Origin of the sequence: Curtobacterium sp. PhB191 (assembly GCF_004346515.1) — a bacterium.
Lineage (GTDB): Bacteria > Actinomycetota > Actinomycetes > Actinomycetales > Microbacteriaceae > Curtobacterium.
Map to the genome: position 1 here is coordinate 54,353 of NZ_SMBV01000009.1, position 21,883 is coordinate 76,235.

The 21,883-nt window shown below is 70.4% G+C and carries 22 protein-coding genes; 19 read left to right on the forward strand and 3 right to left on the reverse strand.

Annotation, left to right across the window (positions count from 1 at the left end; all coding sequences use genetic code 11):
• Positions 1-48 precede the first annotated feature (48 nt).
• Both EDF48_RS14865 and EDF48_RS14870 read left to right on the forward strand, forming a co-directional pair.
• Positions 49-1,326, forward strand: coding sequence for a M23 family metallopeptidase (locus EDF48_RS14865; protein WP_131880909.1), 1,278 nt, complete (start codon positions 49-51; stop codon positions 1,324-1,326).
• Positions 1,327-1,359: 33 nt separating this feature from the next.
• On the forward strand, positions 1,360-2,808 hold the full coding sequence (locus tag EDF48_RS14870; protein ID WP_131880911.1) for an NlpC/P60 family protein: 1,449 nt from the start codon (positions 1,360-1,362) through the stop codon (positions 2,806-2,808).
• Between the two features lie 201 nt (positions 2,809-3,009).
• Here EDF48_RS14870 and EDF48_RS14875 read toward each other — a convergent pair whose 3' ends face one another.
• Positions 3,010-3,501, reverse strand: a complete 492-nt coding sequence (locus EDF48_RS14875; protein ID WP_111086931.1) for an inorganic diphosphatase — start codon at positions 3,499-3,501, stop codon at positions 3,010-3,012.
• Between the two features lie 64 nt (positions 3,502-3,565).
• Between EDF48_RS14875 and tilS the strand changes: the two genes are divergently transcribed.
• From tilS to EDF48_RS14940, 14 genes are all read left to right on the forward strand, one after another.
• Complete coding sequence (gene tilS / locus EDF48_RS14880) at positions 3,566-4,585, forward strand: tRNA lysidine(34) synthetase TilS (RefSeq protein ID WP_131880913.1); 1,020 nt, start codon at positions 3,566-3,568, stop codon at positions 4,583-4,585.
• Positions 4,586-4,594: 9 nt separating this feature from the next.
• A complete protein-coding gene (gene hpt / locus EDF48_RS14885) occupies positions 4,595-5,146 on the forward strand; it encodes a hypoxanthine phosphoribosyltransferase (protein ID WP_111086933.1) in 552 nt (183 codons plus the stop codon).
• A gap of 135 nt (positions 5,147-5,281) precedes the next feature.
• Entirely contained in the window at positions 5,282-7,270 is a 1,989-nt protein-coding gene (gene ftsH / locus EDF48_RS14890) for an ATP-dependent zinc metalloprotease FtsH (RefSeq protein WP_123294542.1), read from the forward strand.
• Positions 7,271-7,279: 9 nt separating this feature from the next.
• Entirely contained in the window at positions 7,280-8,146 is an 867-nt protein-coding gene (folP, locus tag EDF48_RS14895) for a dihydropteroate synthase (RefSeq protein ID WP_207913281.1), read from the forward strand.
• Positions 8,143-8,532: a dihydroneopterin aldolase gene (folB, locus tag EDF48_RS14900; protein ID WP_123294543.1), complete on the forward strand. Its 390-nt coding sequence runs from the start codon at positions 8,143-8,145 to the stop codon at positions 8,530-8,532. The genes folP and folB overlap by 4 nt, the downstream gene beginning before the upstream one ends.
• Positions 8,529-9,086 (forward strand): 2-amino-4-hydroxy-6-hydroxymethyldihydropteridine diphosphokinase, encoded by a 558-nt coding sequence (folK, locus tag EDF48_RS14905; protein ID WP_131880915.1) that lies wholly within the window; start codon positions 8,529-8,531, stop codon positions 9,084-9,086. Before folB ends, folK begins: the two co-directional genes overlap by 4 nt.
• Positions 9,083-9,571, forward strand: coding sequence for a DUF3180 domain-containing protein (locus tag EDF48_RS14910; protein WP_131880917.1), 489 nt, complete (start codon positions 9,083-9,085; stop codon positions 9,569-9,571). The genes folK and EDF48_RS14910 overlap by 4 nt, the downstream gene beginning before the upstream one ends.
• 58 nt (positions 9,572-9,629) lie before the next feature.
• Positions 9,630-10,151: a PH domain-containing protein gene (locus EDF48_RS14915; protein WP_131880919.1), complete on the forward strand. Its 522-nt coding sequence runs from the start codon at positions 9,630-9,632 to the stop codon at positions 10,149-10,151.
• Positions 10,152-10,159: 8 nt separating this feature from the next.
• A complete protein-coding gene (locus EDF48_RS14920) occupies positions 10,160-11,917 on the forward strand; it encodes a PH domain-containing protein (RefSeq protein ID WP_131880921.1) in 1,758 nt (585 codons plus the stop codon).
• On the forward strand, positions 11,914-12,606 hold the full coding sequence (locus tag EDF48_RS14925; RefSeq protein ID WP_165932412.1) for a Rossmann-like and DUF2520 domain-containing protein: 693 nt from the start codon (positions 11,914-11,916) through the stop codon (positions 12,604-12,606). The genes EDF48_RS14920 and EDF48_RS14925 overlap by 4 nt, the downstream gene beginning before the upstream one ends.
• 217 nt (positions 12,607-12,823) lie before the next feature.
• Positions 12,824-14,350: a lysine--tRNA ligase gene (gene lysS / locus EDF48_RS14930; RefSeq protein WP_131880926.1), complete on the forward strand. Its 1,527-nt coding sequence runs from the start codon at positions 12,824-12,826 to the stop codon at positions 14,348-14,350.
• 29 nt (positions 14,351-14,379) lie between these two features.
• Positions 14,380-14,583, forward strand: coding sequence for a hypothetical protein (locus EDF48_RS14935; protein WP_131880928.1), 204 nt, complete (start codon positions 14,380-14,382; stop codon positions 14,581-14,583).
• A gap of 146 nt (positions 14,584-14,729) precedes the next feature.
• On the forward strand, positions 14,730-14,861 hold the full coding sequence (locus tag EDF48_RS19565) for a hypothetical protein (protein WP_258373406.1): 132 nt from the start codon (positions 14,730-14,732) through the stop codon (positions 14,859-14,861).
• A gap of 378 nt (positions 14,862-15,239) precedes the next feature.
• Positions 15,240-16,298: a sigma-70 family RNA polymerase sigma factor gene (locus EDF48_RS14940; RefSeq protein ID WP_123294550.1), complete on the forward strand. Its 1,059-nt coding sequence runs from the start codon at positions 15,240-15,242 to the stop codon at positions 16,296-16,298.
• A 150-nt stretch (positions 16,299-16,448) separates the two neighbouring features.
• Here the strand turns inward: EDF48_RS14940 and EDF48_RS14945 are convergent, their stop codons facing one another.
• The gene (locus EDF48_RS14945; protein WP_111086944.1) at positions 16,449-17,381 is read right to left on the reverse strand and encodes an NAD(+)/NADH kinase; all 933 of its coding nucleotides are present in this window, start codon (positions 17,379-17,381) and stop codon (positions 16,449-16,451) included.
• A gap of 70 nt (positions 17,382-17,451) precedes the next feature.
• On the opposite strand from EDF48_RS14945, the gene EDF48_RS14950 reads away from it, so the two are divergent.
• The gene (locus EDF48_RS14950) at positions 17,452-17,928 is read left to right on the forward strand and encodes a Clp protease N-terminal domain-containing protein (RefSeq protein ID WP_165932413.1); all 477 of its coding nucleotides are present in this window, start codon (positions 17,452-17,454) and stop codon (positions 17,926-17,928) included.
• Positions 17,929-18,150: 222 nt separating this feature from the next.
• Positions 18,151-20,670: an ATP-dependent Clp protease ATP-binding subunit gene (locus EDF48_RS14955; RefSeq protein WP_123294552.1), complete on the forward strand. Its 2,520-nt coding sequence runs from the start codon at positions 18,151-18,153 to the stop codon at positions 20,668-20,670.
• An 85-nt stretch (positions 20,671-20,755) separates the two neighbouring features.
• Here EDF48_RS14955 and EDF48_RS14960 read toward each other — a convergent pair whose 3' ends face one another.
• The gene (locus tag EDF48_RS14960) at positions 20,756-21,208 is read right to left on the reverse strand and encodes an SRPBCC family protein (protein WP_131880931.1); all 453 of its coding nucleotides are present in this window, start codon (positions 21,206-21,208) and stop codon (positions 20,756-20,758) included.
• 98 nt (positions 21,209-21,306) lie between these two features.
• On the opposite strand from EDF48_RS14960, the gene EDF48_RS14965 reads away from it, so the two are divergent.
• A complete protein-coding gene (locus EDF48_RS14965) occupies positions 21,307-21,849 on the forward strand; it encodes an amino-acid N-acetyltransferase (RefSeq protein ID WP_173170102.1) in 543 nt (180 codons plus the stop codon).
• Positions 21,850-21,883 lie beyond the last annotated feature (34 nt).

Below are 21,883 nucleotides of genomic sequence, written 5' to 3' on the forward strand. Positions count from 1 at the left end.
CAGTGTTACGTGCGTGAGCCTTGCCGCGCTGTTACGAAATCGAGATACATGTCGACCTCACCTTCGCTCTCCCTCCGCAACCGCAGCCGCCTCGTCGCCGCCGCGGTCGCCGTCGCGCTCGCCGGCAGCACCCTCGCGGTCCTCGCCCCGGCGACGTCGGCCAGTGCCGCGAGTTACCCGAGCTGGTCCGAGGTGCAGAAGGCCAAGTCCTCGACGAGTGCCCAGCAGGCGAAGGTCACCGAGATCAAGTCGCTCATCTCGACCCTGAAGTCCGAGGCCGCTGCGAAGCAGAAGGCCGCACAGGCTGCCGGCGAGGCCTACCAGGCGGCACAGAACAAGTACGACGAGGCGACCCTCGAGCAGAAGACGCTCCAGTCCCAGGCGGACGACGCCGAGCAGACCGCCGCACAGTCCGAGGAGCAGGCCGGTCAGCTCGCCGCGCAGCTCGGTCGGGCCAGCGCCAACGACGTGACGACCGACATCCTCACGCACCCCTCGGACTCCGGTGACCTGCTCTACGAGCTCGGCGCCATGTCGAAGCTCAGCGAGCAGGCCGACGGCATCTACTCGCAGGCCTCGCAGGACCGGGGCACCGCGCAGGCGCAGGCCGACAAGGCGGACAAGGCCAAGGCGGCGCTGGGTGACCTCGCCGACGCGGCCCAGTCGAAGATGCAGCAGGCGCAGGGTGCTGCCGACGCGGCGCAGACCGCCGTCGACGCCCAGAACGACAACGAGTCGCGGCTCGAGGCCCAGCTGACCGCTCTCACCACGAAGCAGCGCGGTGTCGAGGCCGACTACCGCAAGGGCGTCGCCGCCGAGAAGGCCCGACAGGCCCGCATCGCCGCTGCTGCCGCCAGGGCAGCCGCGAAGGCCGCGGCGACGAGCCAGGGCGGTACCGGCGGCGGGACGGCCAACTCTGCCGGGTGGGTCCGTCCGGCCGGCGGCTTCCAGACCAGCGGCTACGGCATCCGCGTCGACCCGTACACGCACTACACGGCACTGCACGCCGGGGTCGACCTCGCTCCCGCCTGCTACGCACCGATCTACGCGGCCCACGACGGCACCGTGACCTTCGCGGGCAACGGCGGCGGCTACGGCAACGAGGTCATCCTCGACAACGGCGGCGGCATCTCGACGGCCTACGGCCACATCGTCGACGGCGGGATCATGGTCGCCAGCGGCCAGCACGTCACCGCCGGGCAGCAGATCGCCAAGATCGGTTCGACCGGCTGGTCGACCGGGTGCCACCTCCACTTCGAGACCCGGATCAACGGTGCTGCCGTCGACCCGGTCCCCTTCATGGCAGCGCGGGGGATCTCGGTATGAGCATCAGCGCAGCCGGGATGCGTTGACCCCGCCATGACCCTGTCCGCTCGCTCGTTCTCCTGCGGGATCGCCACCGTCGCCGTGCTCGGCATCGGACTGTCGGTCGTCATCGCCGGACCCGCCCAGGCCGCGCCGTCGGCACCGTCCTGGGACGACGTCAAGGCCGCGAAGTCGGATGCCGCCGACGCGCAGCAGACGGTGGACGAGCTGAGCGACCGGCTGACCTCGCTGCAGGCCGCCGCGGACCGCGCCGGCATCGTCGAGCAGCAGGCCGGGCAGGCGTACGCCCTCGCCGCCTCGCAGCAGCAGGAGGCGAAGGACACCCTCGCCGACCTGTCCGCGCAGTCGAAGCGGGCCAAGGGCAAGGCGGACGACTCCGCGGGCCAGGTGGCCGCGCTCGTCGTCGAGCTTTCCCGCACGGGCGGCGGCGACCTGTCGACGACGATGCTCACGGACGCCTCCGACTCCGGCGACCTGCTCTACCGCGTCGGCACGATGTCGCACCTGTCCGAGCGGTCGGCGACGATCCTGGCCCAGGCCCGCTCCGACCAGAAGACCGTGGACTCGCTCGCCGACCAGCAGTCCGTGGCCACGACGGCACTGAGCAAGGCGACCGAGGCGACGAAGACCGCCTTCGCCACCGCCAACGACGTCTCCGCCGACGCCCAGGCCCGGGTGCAGAAGCAGCAGGACCAGCAGGACGAGGTCCTCCGTCAGCTCGCGTACCTCAAGGGCACGAGCGTCGCGACGGAGAGTGCGTACTGGAGTGCGCAGCAGGCCAAGGCGGCCGAGACCGCCCTGGCGGCCCAGACGAGCACCGGCACGGCCAGCGGCAGCGGCACCAGCACCGACAACGGCACCAGCGGCGGCACCAACAACGGCAACACCTCGACCACCAACCCGAGCACCGGCGGCGGTAGCGGCAGCGGCACGACCACCCCGTCGCGCCCGAGCACCCCGTCGAAGCCGAGCACGCCGGCGGCGCCCGCTCCCGCGCCCGCCCCGGCTCCCGCCAAGCCGAGCACGCCGACGCCGTCGAAGCCGAGCACCCCGGCGCCCAGCACTCCGGCACCCGCCCCGAGCAGCCCCTCGAAGGCCGCCGGTGCGATCTCGTACGCCCGCGGGCAGCTCGGCAAGCCCTACGTCCTCGGTGGTGCCGGCCCGAGCACCTGGGACTGCTCCGGCCTCGTGATGATGGCGTACAGCTCGCAGGGCATCGCGACCGGCGGACACAACGTCGTCTGGCAGTACAACTACTTCGGCTCGATCGGTCGCCTCGTGCCGCTCTCGCAGCGCCAGCCCGGCGACATCCTCTTCTACTCGTCGAACGGAACCGCTTCCGGCGGTTACCACGACTCGATCTACACCGGCAACGGGATGATGGTCGAAGCGGCTCGACCGGGCGTCGGCGTGGTCGAGCGCGCGGTCTGGACCCCCAGCCAGCTCCTGCCCTACGTCGCCCGCCCGAGCGGCTCCCTGTAGCTCGCAGCCCGGTCTTTCCCAGAACGGCTGCGGTAGCAAGCGGGATCGGGCATACCTGCCCGGATCAGAGCACCAGGTACGCCCGTTTCCACCAGGTACGCCCCCCGCACCGCCCGACCCCGCACGGCAAAGCACTCCCCGAACACAGAACGGCGCCCGCCCTCCGGATGGAGAGCGGGCGCCGTTCGGCGTCAGGAAGCGTCAGTGACCAGCGGGCACGTACGCGGCCTGGCCGGCCTGCACGATCGCCTCGGCCTCGGCGGCGTCGCCCCAGCCCTCGGCCTTGACCCACTTGTTCGGCTCGAGGTCCTTGTAGCGCTCGAAGAAGTGCGCGATCTCGGCCTTCGTCTGCTCGTCGACGTCCGAGATGTCCTGGATGTGCGTCCAGCGCGGGTCCTTCGCGGGGACCACGAGGACCTTCTCGTCCTTGCCGGCCTCGTCGCTCATCTTGAAGACGCCGACCGGACGGACCTTGACGCCCACGCCGGGGAACGTCGGGAACTCGAGGAGCAGCAGCGCATCCACGGGGTCGCCGTCGTCGGCCAGGGTCTTCTCGAAGAAGCCGTAGTCGGTCGGGTAGACGAACGACGTGAACAGCACGCGGTCGAGGTAGACACGACCGGTCTCGTGGTCCACCTCGTACTTGTTGCGGCTGCCCTTGGGGATCTCGACGACGACGTCGTACGCGGCCATGTCTGTACTCCTGGTGTGTCGGTGGGGCTGTCGGTGGTCCCGAGAGCGCGGCTAACGTTACCGGGTGAACTCTCCGCGTCCCCGGCTGGACCCTGCCGTCGCCGAGACCCGCCTGGCGGTCCGCGACCTGCTCGCCACCGCGCTCGACGACGGCGTCGTCACCGCGGGTGACCTCGTGCTGGTCGCGCTGAGCGGCGGACCGGACTCGCTCGCGCTCGCCGCGGCCACCGCGTTCGAGGCGGGCAAGCAGGGGCTCCGAGCCGGGGCAGTGGTCGTCGACCACGCGCTCCAGGCGGGCTCCGAGGCGGTCGCGAGCCGCGCCTCCCGGCAGGCATCCGAACTGGGTCTGGACCCGGTCGAGGTCCGCAGGGTCGCGGTCGGCTCCGACGGTGGTCCGGAGGGCGCCGCCCGGGAGGCCCGCCACGCGTCGATCGCCGAGGTCGCGTCCGCCACCGGGTCGCCTCTCGTGCTGTTGGGACACACCCTGGACGACCAGGCCGAGACGGTGCTGCTGGGCCTGCTGCGCGGCAGCGGGCCGGACAGCCTGTCGGGCATGCTGCCCCTGGCACGGCGCGACCAGGGGCCGGCCTACGGCCGCCCGCTGCTCACCGTGCGGCGGCACGCGACGCGGCAGGCGTGCGCCGCCGCCGGGCTGGCGCCGTGGCACGACCCGCAGAACGACGACCCCGCCTACGCCCGTGTCCGCGTGCGGAACACCCTCATGCCGGTGCTCGAGCGCGAACTCGGTGCCGGGGTGCCCGAGGCGCTGGCGCGGACGGCCGACCAGCTGCGCGAGGACTCTGCAGCACTCGACCACTTCGCCGAGGAGATGGCGGAGGACATCGCCGAGCACTCCGAGGCTGGCATCTCCCTGTCCGTCCGGGCGCTCGGGGCGAACCCGCCGGCGCTCCGGCAGCGACTCGTGCGCCTGGCGGTGGAGAGCGAGTTCGGCGTGACGCTGTCGCGCGCGCAGACGCTCGAGGTCTGCCGGCTCGTCACGGACTGGAGCGGACAGGGGCCGATCGACCTGCCGGGCGTCCGGGCGTCGCGATCCGGTGACCGCCTGTCGTTCAGTGCCGGTTAGGCTGGACCGGTGGAACTCTCCGACGTCCAGGCAGACCTGTCCGAAGTCCTCTTCACCCCCGAGCAGATCGACGACAAGCTCGCCGAACTCGCGGCGGTCGTCGACGCCGACTACGCCGGCCGCGACCCCCTGCTCGTCGGTGTCCTGAAGGGTGCCGTCATGGTGATGGCGGACTTCTCGCGGCACCTCAAGATGCAGGCGCGGATGGACTGGATGGCGGTGTCCTCGTACGGCTCCGGCACGAAGTCGTCCGGTGTGGTGCGGATCCTCAAGGACCTCGACACCGACCTGCACGGCCGCGACGTCCTCATCGTCGAGGACATCATCGACTCCGGTCTGACGCTGTCCTGGCTCAAGCAGAACCTGCAGTCCCGCGGTGCCGCGAGCGTCGAGATCGTCGCCCTGCTGCGCAAGCCCGAGGCCGCCAAGGTCGAGGTCGACGTCAAGTACGTGGGCTTCGACATCCCCGACGAGTTCGTGGTCGGCTACGGCCTCGACTACGACGAGCGCTACCGGAACCTGCGCGGTGTCGGCGTCCTGGCGCCGCACGTGTACTCGTAACCCGTCCAGGGGGTACTTGCCTCGGGTTGAGTTCGCCCGCAGAGGACACCCATTCTCGCCACAGAATCGCGGCCGTATGCTGACCTGCACGCAACTTCGGCAGAGAAAGGTGTCGGGCACTCGCGCCCGGATCACATGAACTTCAAGCGCATCTTCCGCGGCCCGTACCTCTACGTGCTGATCGCGCTGGCGGGCATCTTCATCGGCTGGAGCGTCATCAGCCAGGGCAGCACGACCGAGGTCAGCACCCAGAAGGGCCTCGAGCAGCTCGCCGACGGCAAGATCTCGTCCGTCATCGTCAACTCCACCGAGCAGCGGGTCGACATGATCACCCGCGACGGCGACAAGCAGGAGCAGTTCTACTACTCCACGCCCCGTGGCGAAGAGGTCATCCAGGCCGTCAACGACGCCAACCTGCCCAAGGGCTACGACGACCACGTGAACACGGGCAACTGGTTCCTGTCGCTCCTCGGCGTCCTGCTCCCCTTCCTGATCATCGGTGCCCTGTTCTGGTTCCTGCTCTCGAGCGCCCAGGGCGGCGGCTCGAAGGTCATGCAGTTCGGCAAGTCGAAGGCCAAGATCAACAACAAGGAGAACCCGCAGGTGTCGTTCGCCGACGTCGCGGGCTCGGACGAGGCGATCGAGGAACTCCACGAGATCAAGGAGTTCCTGAAGGAGCCGGCGAAGTTCCAGGCCGTCGGCGCCAAGATCCCGAAGGGCGTGCTGCTGTACGGCCCTCCCGGAACCGGCAAGACCCTGCTCGCCCGCGCCGTCGCCGGCGAAGCGGGCGTGCCGTTCTACTCGATCTCCGGTTCGGACTTCGTCGAGATGTTCGTCGGTGTCGGTGCGAGTCGTGTCCGTGACCTCTTCGAGCAGGCCAAGGCGAACTCGCCGGCCATCGTCTTCATCGACGAGATCGACGCCGTCGGTCGTCACCGCGGTGCCGGCATCGGCGGCGGCAACGACGAGCGCGAGCAGACGCTCAACCAGCTGCTCGTCGAGATGGACGGCTTCGACGGCAAGACGAACGTCATCCTCATCGCCGCGACGAACCGTCCCGACGTGCTCGACCCCGCGCTCCTGCGTCCGGGCCGCTTCGATCGCCAGATCGGTGTCGACGCCCCGGGCATGGCCGGCCGCAAGCAGATCCTCGAGGTGCACGCGAAGGGCAAGCCGCTCGCCGCGAGCGTCGACCTGGAGCTGCTCGCCCGCAAGACGCCGGGCTTCACCGGCGCCGACCTGGCGAACGTCCTGAACGAGGCCGCGCTGCTCACCGCCCGGTCGAACGCGCAGCTCATCGACAACCGCGCGCTGGACGAGGCCGTCGACCGCGTGATGGCGGGCCCGCAGCGTCGGACCCGGATCATGTCCGACCAGGAACGCCTGATCACCGCGTACCACGAGGGCGGCCACGCCCTGGCGGCAGCGGCGATGCGGCACACCGACCCGGTCACCAAGATCACGATCCTGCCGCGCGGCCGTGCCCTCGGGTACACGATGGTGCTCCCGCTCGAGGACAAGTACTCGGTCACCCGCAACGAGCTGCTCGACCAGCTCACCTACGCCATGGGTGGACGCGTCGCCGAGGAGATCGTGTTCCACGACCCCACCACCGGCGCCTCGAACGACATCGAGAAGGCCACCGGCACCGCCCGCAAGATGGTCACCGAGTACGGCATGAGCCAGGCCGTCGGGTCCGTCAAGCTCGGTTCCGGGTCGAGCGAGCCGTTCGTCGGCCGTGACATGAGCGGTGGGACCGGGCGCGACTACTCGGAGAACATCGCGCAGACCGTCGACGCCGAGACCCGTGCGCTGCTCGAGGCCGCGCACAACGAGGCCTACCAGGTGCTCAACGACAACCGCGACATCCTCGACCGCCTGGCCGGTGAGCTCCTCGAGAAGGAGACGCTCGACGCCCCGGAGCTCGTGGAGATCTTCAAGGACGTCCGCAAGCTGCCGGAGCGCCCGCAGTGGCTCTCCAGCGACAAGCGTCCGGTGAGCAACCTGCCCGCGATCGACGTGCCCGGGCAGGCCGCCGCCACCGCAGCGGACCAGTCGGACAGCGAGTCGACCTCGAAGCCCCGTCGTCGCCCCTTCGGCAACCCGGGTATCGCCCCGGCGTAGGGGGCCGGCATGACCGACCTGCCGACGAGACGTGCTCGTCGGCTCGACACCCGCGGCGGTCCGACACCGGACCGCACGCGGGTGTTGGGCATCCTCAACGTGACGCCCGACTCGTTCAGCGACGGCGGGCTGCACCAGGCCTACGACGCCGCCGTGCAGCACGCGCGTGACCTCGTCGCCGCGGGCGCCGACCTCATCGACGTCGGTGGGGAGTCGACCCGGCCGGGCTCGGAGCGCGTGCCGGTGCCGGTCGAGCAGGAGCGCGTCCTGCCGGTCGTCCGGCAGCTCGTCGCCGAGGGCATCCCGGTGAGCGTCGACACGATGAACGCCTCGACCGCCGAACGGGCCGTCGAACTCGGCGCCGCGATCGTCAACGACGTGTCCGGCGGCCTGGCCGACCCGGACATGGCCCGTGTGGTCGCGTCGACCGGGGCCGGGTTCGTGGTCATGCACTGGCGTGGCCACAGCGACCGGATGTACCGCAACGCCGAGTACGTGCACGCCGTCGACGAGGTCCGGCGCGAGGTCGAGATGCGGGTCGCCGAGCTCATCGTCTTCGGGGTGCGCCAGGAGCAGGTCGTGATCGACCCGGGCCTCGGCTTCGCCAAGCAGGGCGTGCAGAACTGGGAGATCCTGGCCGGCTACGAGCGGTTCGCCTCGATCGGCCTGCCGGTGCTCGTCGCCGCATCACGCAAGCGGTTCCTGGACGGCGTCGGCAGCCCCGAGGGCGCCCCGCCGAAGGACCGCGACCTCGCCACCGCCGCCATCAGCCTGCTCGCCGCCGAACGCGGCGCGTGGGGGGTGCGCGTGCACGACCCGGCACCGACCCGTGCCGTGCTCGACGTCTGGGACGCCTGGAGGGCAGCTCGCTCGTGAACGACACCATCCGCCTCGTCGGGGTCCGCGCCCGCGGCCACCACGGGGTCTTCGACCACGAACGTGCCGACGGTCAGGACTTCGTCGTCGACGTCGCCGTGGAACTCGACGCCCGCGCGGCCTCGGGCAGCGACGACCTCGACGCCACCGTGCACTACGGCGTGCTCGCCGAGCAGGTCGTCGCTGAGATCGAACGCGACCCGGTGGACCTGATCGAGACCCTCGCGGAGCGCATCGCGGCCGCGGTGCTCACCCACCGTGCGGCCCTGGCGACCGAGGTCACCGTGCACAAGCCGCAGGCACCCATCACCGTGCCGTTCACGGACGTCTCGATCACCATCCGACGTGCCCGCGGGGCGACCGTGCCGGACGAGGAAGAAGAGTGAGCCGCGTCGTCGTCGCGCTCGGCGCCAACCTCGGTGACCGGGGGAGCACCCTCCGCGCCGCTGCCCGCGCGGTCGCTGCGCTACCCGGGGTCCACCCGGTGGCGTCGAGCCACGAGGTCGAGTCGGTCGCCGTGACCCTGGACGGCCGCGACGACACCAAGCCGCGGTACCGCAACGCCGTCGTGGTCGTCGACACCGACCTCGAGCCGCAGGCGTTCCTCGACGTACTGCACGGCATCGAGGACGAGCACGGCCGCACCCGCGACGTCCGCTGGGGCGACCGGACCCTCGACCTCGACGTCGTCGCCGTCGACGACCTGCACATCGACACCGCCACGCTCACCGTCCCGCACCCCCGTGCCGCCGAGCGCGCGTTCGTGCTCGCACCGTGGCTCGACGCCGACCCGGGGGCCGTCCTGCCCGGCGCCGGGCCGGTGGCCGACCTGCTCGCCGCCGTGGGGGACGACACCGAGCGTGTCGACGAGCCGCGCCTGTTCGCGGACGTGCCCAGCGCCTCCCGGGCCACCACCGAAGGGAACGTGACCCAGCCGTGAAGCCGACCCGTCTCTCCACCCTGTTCAGCATCGCCGTCGTGACCGCGGTGGCGGGCTTCGCGTTCGATGCCGTGCTCGCCTCGCGACAGTCGCCGACGCTGCTGCTCGCCGTGCCGCTCGGCATCACGCTCGCGTTCATCGGCGTCGCCGTCGTGCTCATGGCGCGTCCTGTCCGCCGGCACGCCCGCGAGGGCGCGGGCCGGCAGCGGCCGGTCGACCCGCTCTACGCCACGCGCGTGGTGGTGCTGGCGAAGGCCTCGAGCATCTGCGGTGTCCTGTTCGGCGGCTTCGCGATCGGCCTGGTCGTGTACCTCCTGACCCGCTCGGTGACGCCTTCGCTAGGCTCGACCCTGCCGAACGTGGTCGCCGTCGGGGGCGGGATCGTGCTGACGGTCTGCGCACTCGTGGCAGAGCGCATGTGCATCGCTCCTCCGAGCGACGACGACGAGCCGGGCGACCCCCGGAACGGCACGACGGCGAACTGACCCGAGCGCACCCCGCACGACGGCGAACTGACCCGAGCACACCCACTGGAGGCCCGCGATGGCGCGTGAACGACTCGACGAGCCGGGCCTCGGCCTGACCGGCATCGACTGGACCAGGGTGTCCGCGAAGCTCGTGTGGACCGAACTCATCACGACCCTGGTGATCGGCCTCGTGGTGACCGCCGGACTGGTCCTGATCGGGGTCGTCAACGCCGGCTTCGGCTCGGGCGCCGGAACGGTCTGGCTGCTCATCGGCATCGTGGTGCTCGTCATCACGCTCGTCACCGCGGCGCTGACGCCCCGTCGGGTACGTGCGATCGGCTACGCCCTGCGCGACGACGACCTGGTGGTCCGCCGCGGCCTGATGTGGCAGCGCTTCACGGCGGTGCCGTACGGACGCATGCAGCTCGTCGACGTGGCGCGCGGTCCGCTCGACCGGGCGCTCGGCATGAGCGAGCTGAAGTTCGTGACCGCTGCGGCCGCCACGAACGTCCGCATCCCCGGCATCCCCGCGACCGACGCCGACGAACTGCGCGACCGGCTCGTCGAGCTCGCCGAGTCCCGCCGCGCCGGGCTGTAGGGGTCGCGGTGACCTTCCGACCCGGCCCGCCGCCGCCCGCCCCGCCCACGCGCGGGAACGCCGCTGCCGCCGCGCCCCTGACCGACGGCGAGTGGCACCGCCTGCACCCGCTGACCCCGCTGCTCAAGGGCGGGATCTTCCTGATCGTCATCCTCGGCTACGTGCTGAACAGCCTGCGCGACCAGCTCGTCGAGTTCTTCATCCCCGGCGGCGAGCAGCAGGACGGCGACCCCGTCCGCTACGTCTACGAGCACGGCGTCGTCGGCTGGGTGCTGCTCGGCGTCGCGGTGTTCCTGCTCGTGCTGATCGGGCTCTTCTACCTGTCCTGGCGGATGCACGAGTTCCGGGTCACCGGCGAGATCGTCGAGGTCCGCTCGGGCGTGCTGTTCCGGAACCACCGCAAGGCCCGGCTCGACCGGATCCAGGGCATCAACATCTCGCGTCCGCTCATCCCGCGGGTGTTCGGCACGGCGAAGCTCGAGATCGCCCAGGCTGGCAACGACGCCAACGTGCAGCTCGCGTACCTCGGGGTGAAGGCCGCCGACGACCTGCGGCTGCGCATCCTCGTGCTCGCCTCTGGTGCGAAGGACGACGACCGTGGCAGTGGTCCGGCGCGCGCGTCGAACGGTGTGCTGCAGGACCGCGTCGACGAGATGTTCTCGCCCGAGCTCGACGCCGCCGCGGTGCAGGCCACCCGGATCGTCAAGGTGAAGCCCGGTCGGCTGATCGCGTCGATGCTGCTCTCCGGCACCACCGTCTTCATCCTGCTGGCCGTGGCAGCGATGATCGTCAGCGTCGCGCTCACCGGCGAGTACGGGATCCTGTTCGGCCTGTTCCCCGCCGTGATCGGTGCGGGCAGCTACTACGTCCGCAAGTTCTCGCGGTCGCTGCAGTACACGATCGCCGAGACCCGCGACGGCATCCGGATCGGGTTCGGGCTCGTCTCGACCTCGAACGAGACGCTGCCCCCGGGCCGCATCCACGCCGTCAGCGTCGCGCAGCCGCTGCTCTGGCGCCCGTTCGGTTGGTGGGACGTCCGGATCAACCGTGCGACGAACGCGGGCAACGGGGCGTCGAGCAACCAGCAGGCCTCCGCCATCGTGCTGCCCGTCGGCACCGCGGCCGACGTCCGCGAGGTCCTCGACATCATCCTGCCCGGCCTGGTCGGCACTGCCGTCGCCGGCCCCGAGGCGTCGCAGGAGGCCCTGCGGGAAGGCTCCGCCGAGGCCGTCAGCGTCGTCGACGACAGCCTCACCACGAGCGGCGACCAGGGCGGCTTCGTGCACTCCCCGCGCCGCGGCGCCTGGCTCCGGCCGTTCGCGTTCCGACGCAACGGGTACCGGTTCGTGCAGGGCGCGGTGCTGCTCCGGCTCGGCGCCGTCTGGCGGTCGCTCGTCATCGTGCCGCTGCCCCGGGTGCAGAGCGTCAAGGTCGAGCAGGGTCCGCTCGAGCGTGCCCTGCGGCTCGCCGCCGTCCACGTGCACACCGTCGCCGGGCCGGTCTCGGCCCGCGTCGGTGCGCTCGACGCACGGGACGCGCAGCGTCTGTGGTCCGAGACCACCCACCGCGCCGTCGAGGCCGCTGCGGTCGACACGTCCCACCGGTGGCGCGAACGGGAGGCCCGTCCCGCGTCCGCCAGGCACGCTGCGGACGTGCCGTGGCCCGGGACCGGAGCCCCTGCCGGACCCGACGCCGACCACCGGCCCGGCACCGTGCCTCCCGGACCGGGGTGGAGCGACGTCCCGCCCACCGGGGCCGTCCGATGAGGGCCGGGCGCCTCGGCGTCGGCGTCGTCGGGGCCGGACGGGTCGGACCCGTGCTCGGCGCCGCACTCGCGAACGCGGAGCACGCGGTCGTCGGCGTGACCGCCGTGTCCGCCGAGAGCCGTGACCGCGCCGAGGCGATGCTGCCCGGCGCTCCCGTGCTCGCAACGCCGGACCTGGTGGAGCGGAGCGAACTCGTCCTGCTCGCGGTGCCGGACGACCAGCTGGCCTCACTCGTGCAGGGCCTGGCGGACGCCGGCATCTGGCAGCCCGGGCAGCTCGTCGTGCACACCAGCCCGGACCACGGCGTCGGCATCCTCGCCCCCGCGATGGCGGCCGGTGCGATCCCGCTCGCCATCCACCCCGCGATGGCGTTCACCGGCACCAGCGTCGACCTGTCGCGGCTCCGTGACGCCTACTGCGCGGTCACCGCCCCGTCACCCGTGCTGCCCATCGCGCAGGCCCTGGTGGTCGAGATGGGCGCCGAGCCGTTCGTCATCGCCGAGGGGGACCGGCCCGCCTACGCCGACGCCGTCCGCGCCGCCGTGAGCTTCTCGGCGGCGATCGTGGACCAGTCGGCGGGCACGCTCTCCGGCATCGGAGTCGACCACCCCGGCCGGGTGCTCGGTGCGCTCGTCCGCTCCGCCGTCGACAACGCACTGACGGCCGCCGACGGGCAGTCCACGCTGTAGGGGCATGGCGGTCGGTCACGACTCCCCGCTCAGTTCCGCCGAGTGGTCACGAGCCGTCGGCCCGCAGCGCTCCGGCCGACGGAACGTGACCCGTCGGCGCCGCGCCGGCGGGGAGTCGTGACCAGTCGAGGGGACCCGTCCGGGCGCGGTTCGGGGGCGGGCGCGCGGCGCGGGTAGCATTTCCCCCGACCCCCACGACCATCGGAGCCGCACCCGCATGACCGACGAGACCGCCACCACCGACACCGCGATCGCCGCCGCCGCCGCACTGGCCGAGCAGGAGACCAGCGAGCAGCGACAGGTCCGGCTCGACAAGCGGGCGAAGCTGCTCGAGTCCGGCATCGAGGCGTACCCCGCCGAGCTCCCGATCACGACGACGATCCCGGCGGTCCGCGACCAGTACGCGCACCTCGAGACCGGCGAGGAGACGCAGGACGTCGTCGGTGTCGCCGGCCGCATCGTGTTCTCGCGCAACACCGGCAAGCTCTGCTTCGCGTCGCTGCAGTCCGGCGACGGCTCCCGCATCCAGGCGATGGTGTCCCTGGCCGAGGTCGGAGACGAGTCCCTCGCGCGCTGGAAGGAGTTCGTCGACCTCGGCGACCACGTGTTCGTACACGGCCGTGTGATCTCCTCGCGCCGCGGTGAGCTGTCGATCATGGTCGACGAGTGGGCGATCGCGGCGAAGGCGATCCTGCCGCTGCCGAACCTGCACAACGAACTGAACGAGGAGACGCGGGTCCGCCAGCGCTACCTCGACCTCATCGTCCGCGACGAAGCACGCGCCACCGTCCGCGCCCGCGCCGCCGTGATGTCCTCGCTCCGCCAGACCTTCACCGAGCACGAGTACCTCGAGGTCGAGACGCCGATGCTGCAGACCCAGCACGGTGGCGCCTCGGCTCGTCCGTTCGTGACCCACTCGAACGCCTTCGACACCGAGCTCTTCCTGCGCATCGCGCCCGAGCTCTTCCTGAAGCGCGCGGTCGTCGGCGGCATCGACCGGGTGTTCGAGATCAACCGGAACTTCCGCAACGAGGGTGCCGACTCGTCGCACTCGCCCGAGTTCGCGATGGTCGAGGCGTACCAGGCGTACGGCAACTACGAGCAGATGGCCGACCTGACGCAGGAGCTTGTGCAGCGCGCTGCGCGGGCCGTGACCGGCGGCTCGCTCGAGGTCACCCTGCCCGACGGCAGCACGTACGACCTCGGCGGTGAGTGGCCGCGCATCGACATGTACGGCTCGCTGTCCGAGGCGGCCGGTCGCGAGATCACCCCGGAGACCCCGCTGTCCGAGCTGCAGGAGCTCGCCGCTGCCGAGGGCGTCGAGGTCGCGCACGCCACGCACGGCAAGTACGTCGAAGAGCTCTGGGAGCACTTCGTGATCGACTCGCTCGACCGCCCGACGTTCGTGATGAACTTCCCGGTCGACACCTCGCCGCTCACCCGCGAGCATCGCACCCGACCGGGCATCGTCGAGAAGTGGGACCTGTACGTCCGCGGCTTCGAGCTCGCGACGGCGTACTCCGAGCTCGTCGACCCGGTCGTGCAGCGGGAGCGCTTCGTCGAGCAGGCGAAGCTCGCAGCCGGCGGTGACCCCGAGGCGATGCGCGTCGACGAGGAGTTCCTGCGAGCCCTCGAGCACGCGATGCCGCCGTCGGGTGGCATGGGCATGGGCGTCGACCGCCTGCTCATGGCGATCACCGGCCTCGGCATCCGCGAGACGATCCTCTTCCCCCTGGTGAAGTAAGTCCCGGTTCCCCGGGGTACGATGCTCCGGTGCCGCATGGAGTCGTGACCGGGATCATCTTCGCCCTGACGCCGACCATCGTCGTCGGCCTCATCTTCTGGTTCGTGATGCGCGCCATCATGCGGGCCGACCGCACCGAGCGTGCCGCGTACGCCAAGGTCGAGGCCGAGGAGCGTGTCCGGTTCGAGCGGGAGCACGGCGTCCCCGCGCCGGCACCGGCCTCGGCCGAGTAGCGCCGCCCGACCCAGTCCTGTCCGAAGGCCGTCGCCCCATCGTGGTCGGCGGCCTTCGACGTCGGTGCCCCCTGGACGGCTGTGCGCCCTCGACCGGTCACGCGCCGTTCACCTCGCCGTCGCGCGCCGGGGTGAGCATCGTCCGCATGGCAACCACACACCCCTTCACGGGTCGCAGCCTCGTCGGTGACATCGAGAGCGAGTACGACGAGTTCGACCGAGACGCCGACCTCGAGGCGTCCAAGCGCCGGGACGGGTGGCTCGAACCCTCCTGGTGACCCCCACCCACTCGGTTTTCGGGGTACGACCACCGGATCGCATCGATCCGGCCGGACGTACCCCTTTTGCATGTCCGGAAGGCGCGGCGGTGCGGGGTACAGGTTCGGAAACGCGTGAGAAACACTCCTGCAACGCCGGAAACATCACGTCATACCCTTGATCCGCGGCAGTTCGGGGGACCACACTGGCAGCATCGCTGTACCCCACGGGGGACGGTTTCGATGACGAAGCACGGAGATGCCTGAGAATCATTCCGATCGGTTTGTGGGGTACACCTCCGGACCGCTTTACTCGTGAACACCTCAAGCAGCACCCAGAAGCAACACCCCCAGCACCACCGCACGAAGCCATCACCGCCGAACGCAGGGAGCAACACCATGACGATCGCACCGGCTGCACCGAGCACCACCCGCCGCGCCACCACGAAGAAGGCAGCGGCATCGAAGACCCAGGGCGCCGAGTCCGCGACGACCTCCCTCGACACCGAGGTCGAGGCCGACGAGCAGCTCGCTGGCGTCCGCGGTGCCTCCGTCGACCAGGTCGGCGACTACCTGCGCCACATCGGTCGCCTCTCGCTCCTCACCGCCGAGGAAGAAGCGCAGATCGCCCGTCGCATCGAGGTCGGCCTGTTCGCGGAAGAGAAGCTCGCGACCGAGAAGGGCCTCGCGAAGACCCTGCAGCGTGAACTCCGCTGGCTCGTCCGCGACGGTGAGCGCGCCAAGGAGCGCATGATCACCTCGAACCTCCGCCTGGTCGTCAGCATCGCGAAGCGCTACTCGCAGCGTGGCCTGCCGTTCATGGACGTCATCCAGGAGGGCAACCTCGGCCTGGTCCGTGCGGTCGAGAAGTTCGACTTCACGCAGGGCTACAAGTTCTCGACCTACGCCACCTGGTGGATCCGCCAGGCGATCTCGCGTGGTCTCGCCGACAAGGCCCGCACGATCCGCATCCCGGTCCACACCGTCGAGCTGATCAACAAGATCTCCCGCACCGAGCGTGACCTGACCGTCGACCTCGGCCGCGCGCCGATGCCCGACGAGGTCGCCGCCGAGCTGAGCATGACGGTGGAAGAGCTCGTCGACCTCAAGGGCCGCTCGCACGAGCCGGTCTCGATCCACACGGTGGTCGGCGACTCGGACGACAGCGAGCTCGGTGACTTCATCGAGGACGAGGACGCTGCGTCCCCGAACGAGCTCACCGAGACCACGCTCCTGCACCGCGACATCCGTTCGATCGTCGCCGAGCTGCCGAGCGAGGAAGCCAACGTGATCCGCATGCGCTACGGCCTCGACGACGACAAGCCGATGACGCTCGACGAGATCTCGAAGATCGTGCACACGACCCGCCAGGCCGTCAGCCGGGTGGAGTCGCGCGCCAAGCTGCGCCTGTTCGCCAAGGCGGTCTCGCAGGACATGCAGCTGTACCTGACCGACTGAGGTCAGCAGGCTTCGGCCGGCGCTCGCGTCGGCAGGGGAACCCGGGTCGGTCTGTGGGAAGACGATCCGGTGGGGTGATGGGAAGGCCCGCTCGAGCACTGCTCGAGCGGGCCATTCACGTTCGTGGGCACCGGACGCTTGCCCGGACCGCTACTGGTCGAGTTCGCGCCCGAGCTTCTGCCGCAGATCGCTCGGGATCAGCTCGATGAGCTGGTCGGGCCGGACCGGCAGGTCGAGCAGGCTCAGCTTCACCCGACCGGTGCGTCCGTGCCGCTCGGCGTCGAGTCGCACGACGCTGCCGGCGTCCTTGCGGAGGCGGACGTCGATCTGCGCTCCGGTGGCGACCTCGCCGACGACGAGTCCGTCGACCTCGAGTGCGGCGCTCCTGGTGCCCTCGGCGATGTCGAACCGGTAGCGCTCGCGGGCGGCGAGCACCACGGCGCGGTCGATGCCCGCCATCGGGGCGACGGGGGTGACGACGGACCCGGAGAGTGCGGGGGAGAGCACCGGGCCACCCGCGGCGTAGTTGTACGCGGTGGAGCCGGCCGGGGTCGCGGCGACGATGGCGTCGGCGCGGTAGTAGCCGTAGCCGAGCCCGCCGACACTGAGGTCCGCCGACACCTGACCGGAACCGGGGCGCCGCACGATCGTCAGGTCGTTGAACGCCAGGTAGTCCGTGCGTGCGCCGCTCCAGGACAGCCGGGCCTCGAGCGCGTGGTGCGGCTCGAGCTGGTACTCGCCGGCCGACAGCCGGTCGAGCGCGGCTTCGAGCTCCGGCGGTTCGATCTCCACCAGGAACCCGACGTTGCCGTAGTTCACGCCGAGCACCGGGACCGGGCGCTTCGCCACGAGTCGCATCGCGCCGAGCATGGTGCCGTCGCCGCCGAGGGCCACGACGAGGTCGACGCGTGCGGTGAAGTCGTCGTCCTCCACCGCGGTGATGCCCCCGCCGATCCGCTGTGCGTCGGCTCGGCGGGCGACGAGCTCGCCCCGGCCGGACGCGTTCCATCGCTGCAGGGTCGTGACGGACTCCTGCACGTTCTTGGTCGGGTGGACGACGAGGCCGACGACGGGCTGATCCATGACCGGATGGTACCGAGCCGCGCTGAACCGAGGGCTGTTCAATTGCCATCGCATGCGATATTCTGAATACATGCAGATCGCTCAGCTGTCCGTCGCCCTCCCCACCGTCCGGCAGGGTCGCGAGATCGTGCTGCTCGCCGACCTCGAGTCCCACGAGACGGGCTTCGGCTTCGTCGACGCGGAGCACCTCCTGCTCGCCGCCGTCACGCTCTGCAACGGGATGCCCCGGTTCCGCCCGGTCCTCGAGGCGCACGGGGTCAGCCCCGAAGCCGTCCGCTCCGAGATCAGCGTCTTCGTCGGTGCGCGGGCCGCGTGCCCCGACGAGCACGACCGGGTCGCCTGCACCCCGGCGGCCGCCCGGGTCCTCGCACGAGCAGCCGTCCTCGCCGGTCCGGCCGAGCGCGTCCGCCCGGTGCACGTCGTGCTGGCCGTCCTCGACGGCGTCGACGACCCCTTCATGGGCTCGGCGCACGACGTCCTCGACGCCCTGGGCGTCGAGCCGCGCCGCTTCCGGCGTGCCCTGCGCCGGGCAGCGCGCCGCGCCTGACACGCGACCCAGGAGCGATCGGGAGGCCCGTGGCGGACGCCGCCACGGGCCTCCCGTCGTCTGTTCCGTTCGCTCACTGCGCACATCGCGCAGTGAGGTCACGCCCACGGCGAACAGGGGCAGCCCGCACGGGGAGCGCTGGTTACTCTCGGAGTACGTGACCGGACTCAGACGAGACCGGACCAGCTGTCGGCTCCGTCAGAAAGGGCCAAGGGAGAGCACATGTTCGAGAGATTCACCGACCGAGCCCGTCGTGTTGTCGTCCTCGCTCAAGAAGAAGCGAAGATGCTCAACCACAACTACATCGGCACCGAGCACATCCTCCTCGGCCTGATCCACGAGGGCGAGGGCGTTGCTGCCAAGGCGCTGGAGTCGCTCGGCATCTCGCTCGACGCCGTCCGCGAGCAGGTCCAGGACATCATCGGCCAGGGTCAGCAGCAGCCGACCGGGCACATCCCGTTCACGCCGCGTGCCAAGAAGGTGCTCGAGCTGTCCCTGCGCGAGGCGCTGCAGCTCGGCCACAACTACATCGGTACCGAGCACATCCTGCTCGGCCTGATCCGCGAGGGCGAGGGCGTCGCAGCCCAGGTGCTCGTGAAGCTCGGCGCCGACCTCAACCGGGTCCGCCAGCAGGTCATCCAGCTCCTGTCCGGCTACCAGGGCAAGGAAGCGGTCGCCGTCGGCGGCGAGCAGCAGCAGAACGCGCAGCAGGGTTCGCAGGTCCTCGACCAGTTCGGTCGGAACCTCACCCAGGCCGCGCGCGACGGCAAGCTCGACCCCGTCATCGGGCGCGAGAAGGAGATGGAGCGGGTCATGCAGATCCTCTCCCGCCGCTCCAAGAACAACCCCGTCCTGATCGGTGAGCCCGGCGTCGGCAAGACCGCCGTCGTCGAGGGCCTCGCCCAGGCGATCGTCAAGGGCGACGTGCCCGAGACGTTGAAGGACAAGCAGCTCTACTCGCTCGACCTCGGATCGCTCATCGCCGGTTCCCGCTACCGCGGTGACTTCGAGGAGCGCCTGAAGAAGGTCACGAAGGAGATCCGCACCCGCGGCGACATCATCGTCTTCATCGACGAGATCCACACGCTCGTCGGTGCCGGTGCTGCCGAAGGTGCGATCGACGCCGCCTCGATCCTCAAGCCCCTCCTCGCCCGCGGTGAGCTCCAGACCATCGGTGCCACCACGCTCGACGAGTACCGCAAGCACTTCGAGAAGGACGCCGCACTCGAGCGTCGCTTCCAGTCGGTGCAGGTCAACGAGCCGTCGCTGCCGCACACGATCAACATCCTCAAGGGCCTGCGCGACAAGTACGAGGCGTTCCACAAGGTGTCCATCACCGACGGTGCGATCGTCTCGGCCGCCAACCTGGCGGACCGCTACGTGCAGGACCGCTTCCTGCCGGACAAGGCCATCGACCTGATCGACGAGGCCGGCGCACGCCTGCGCCTCTCGATCCTGTCGGCGCCCCCAGAGCTCCGCGAGTTCGACGAGAAGATCTCGACGGTCCGTGGGTCGAAGGAAGCCGCCATCGAGGAGCAGGACTTCGAGAAGGCAGCCAGCCTGCGTGACGAGGAGAAGAAGCTCCTGGGCGAGCGACTCCGCCTCGAGAAGCAGTGGCGTGCCGGTGACGTCGCCGCGTCCGGCACCGTCGACGAGGGCATCATCGCCGAGGTCCTGGCGCAGGCCACGGGCATCCCGGTGTTCAAGCTCACCGAAGAGGAGACCTCGCGTCTCGTCTTCATGGAGAAGGCACTGCACCAGCGCGTGATCGGTCAGGAAGAGGCCATCTCGGCCCTGTCCAAGACCATCCGCCGGACCCGTGCCGGTCTGAAGGACCCGAACCGCCCCTCGGGCTCGTTCATCTTCGCCGGGCCCACGGGTGTCGGCAAGACCGAGCTCGCCAAGGCGCTCGCCGAGTTCCTGTTCGACGACGAGGGCGCACTGATCTCCCTCGACATGTCGGAGTTCGGCGAGAAGCACACCGTCTCGCGTCTGTTCGGTGCCCCTCCCGGGTTCGTCGGGTTCGAGGAGGGCGGCCAGCTCACCGAGAAGGTGCGCCGCAAGCCGTTCTCCGTGGTCCTGTTCGACGAGATCGAGAAGGCCCACCCGGACATCTTCAACTCGCTGCTGCAAGTGCTCGAGGAGGGTCGTCTCACCGACGGTCAGGGCCGCGTGGTCGACTTCAAGAACACCGTCATCATCATGACCACGAACCTCGGTTCGCAGGGCATCGCCGGTGGCCCGGTGGGCTTCCAGGTCGAGGGTGACTCGGCCGTCGGCTACGACCGCATGCGCGGCAAGGTCAACGAGGAGCTCAAGAAGCACTTCAAGCCGGAGTTCCTCAACCGCGTCGACGACACGATCGTGTTCCCGCAGCTGTCGCAGCCTGAGCTGCTGCAGATCGTGGACCTGTTCGTGAAGCGCCTGGCCGACCGTCTGCTCGACCGCGACATGACGGTGGAGCTGACCCTCCCCGCCAAGGAGCAGCTCATCAAGGTCGGGTTCGACCCGTCCCTCGGTGCACGCCCGCTGCGTCGCGCGATGCAGCACGAGGTCGAGGACCAGCTGTCCGAGCACATCCTGCAGGGTGAGCTCACCGCCGGTGACCACGTCAAGGTCGACTTCGTCGACGGTGCGTTCCACTTCGAGACCGGGCGTCAGCCGGGCCGCGAAGAGGTCCTCGCCGGCGCAGCCGCGGTCGAGACCGCGACCGACGCGCCCCAGGGCGAGATCGAGTCCTAGGACCCGACACCAGACAGACGGGAGGCTCGGTGCCAGCTGGCACCGGGCCTCCCGTCTGTCCGTGTGCGGACGTGTCAGGCCGTGATCACGCCTGCACGTCGCCGCGCCAGCCCGTGTCGGTCGGAGCCGACTCGACGCGCTCCTTGTAGTTCTGCAGGTCCTTCTTGATGGCGTGGCCACCGACGCCGACCGCGGCGCCGAGCTTCTCGAGGAAGCCGGACGGCTCCCAGTCGATCTGCGCGGTCACGCGCGTCTCGTCGTCGGAGAGCTTGTGGAAGGTGACGACGCCGGCGTGGTCGGTCTCGCCGTCCTTGACGGCCCAGGCGACCCGCTCGTCGGGGTGCTGCTCGGTGATGACGGCGCGGAACTCGCGCTCCTGGCCGGCGACCTTCACGGTCCAGTCGGTGGTCTTGTCGTCGACCTGGACGATCTTCTCGACCTCGTCGAGGAAGTGCGGGAACTCCTCGAAGCGGGTCCACTGACCGTACGCTGCGGAGACGGGGACGTTGACGTCGACGGTTTCGATGATCTGAGGCATGGTGTGGACGGTAGGCGGCCGCGCCTGGGCGCAGTACAGCGGGATGTCCCCCGGAGCGGTCGGCTGCCGCTCGTCCACGCGCGGCTATGGTTGTCGGGATGACAGAGCACGGGAAGCACGCGTTCCACGAACGTGACGAGCACGGGATCCTGGTGCGTCCGGCACTCGCCTCGGACGTCCCGCACATCCAGCGGCTCATCGCCCCCTACGTCGATCGGCGCATCCTGCTCGGCAAGGAGAACGTCGCGCTGTACGGCTCGATCCAGCAGTTCCGGATCGCCGAGGGTCCCGACGGCGTCCCGATCGGCTGTGGTGCCCTCGCCGTCTTCTGGGACGACATCGCCGAGGTGCGCACGCTCGCCCTCGACGCCGACTGGATCCACAAGCGCGTCGGACACCGGATGCTCGAGGCGCTCGAACACGACGGCCGTGAACTCGGCGTCGCGCGGATCTTCTGCCTGACGTTCGAGGTCGACTTCTTCGCGAAGCACGGCTACCTGGAGATCGGCGAGCAGGTCGTCGAACCCGCCGTCTACGCCGAGCTGGTGCGGTCGTCGGACGAAGGGGTCGCGGAGTTCCTCGACCTCGCCCGGGTCAAGCCGAACACCCTCGGCAACACCCGCATGCTGAAGATCCTCTGACGCTTTCGCGCGGCACCCGGCGGGGGTCCCGCAC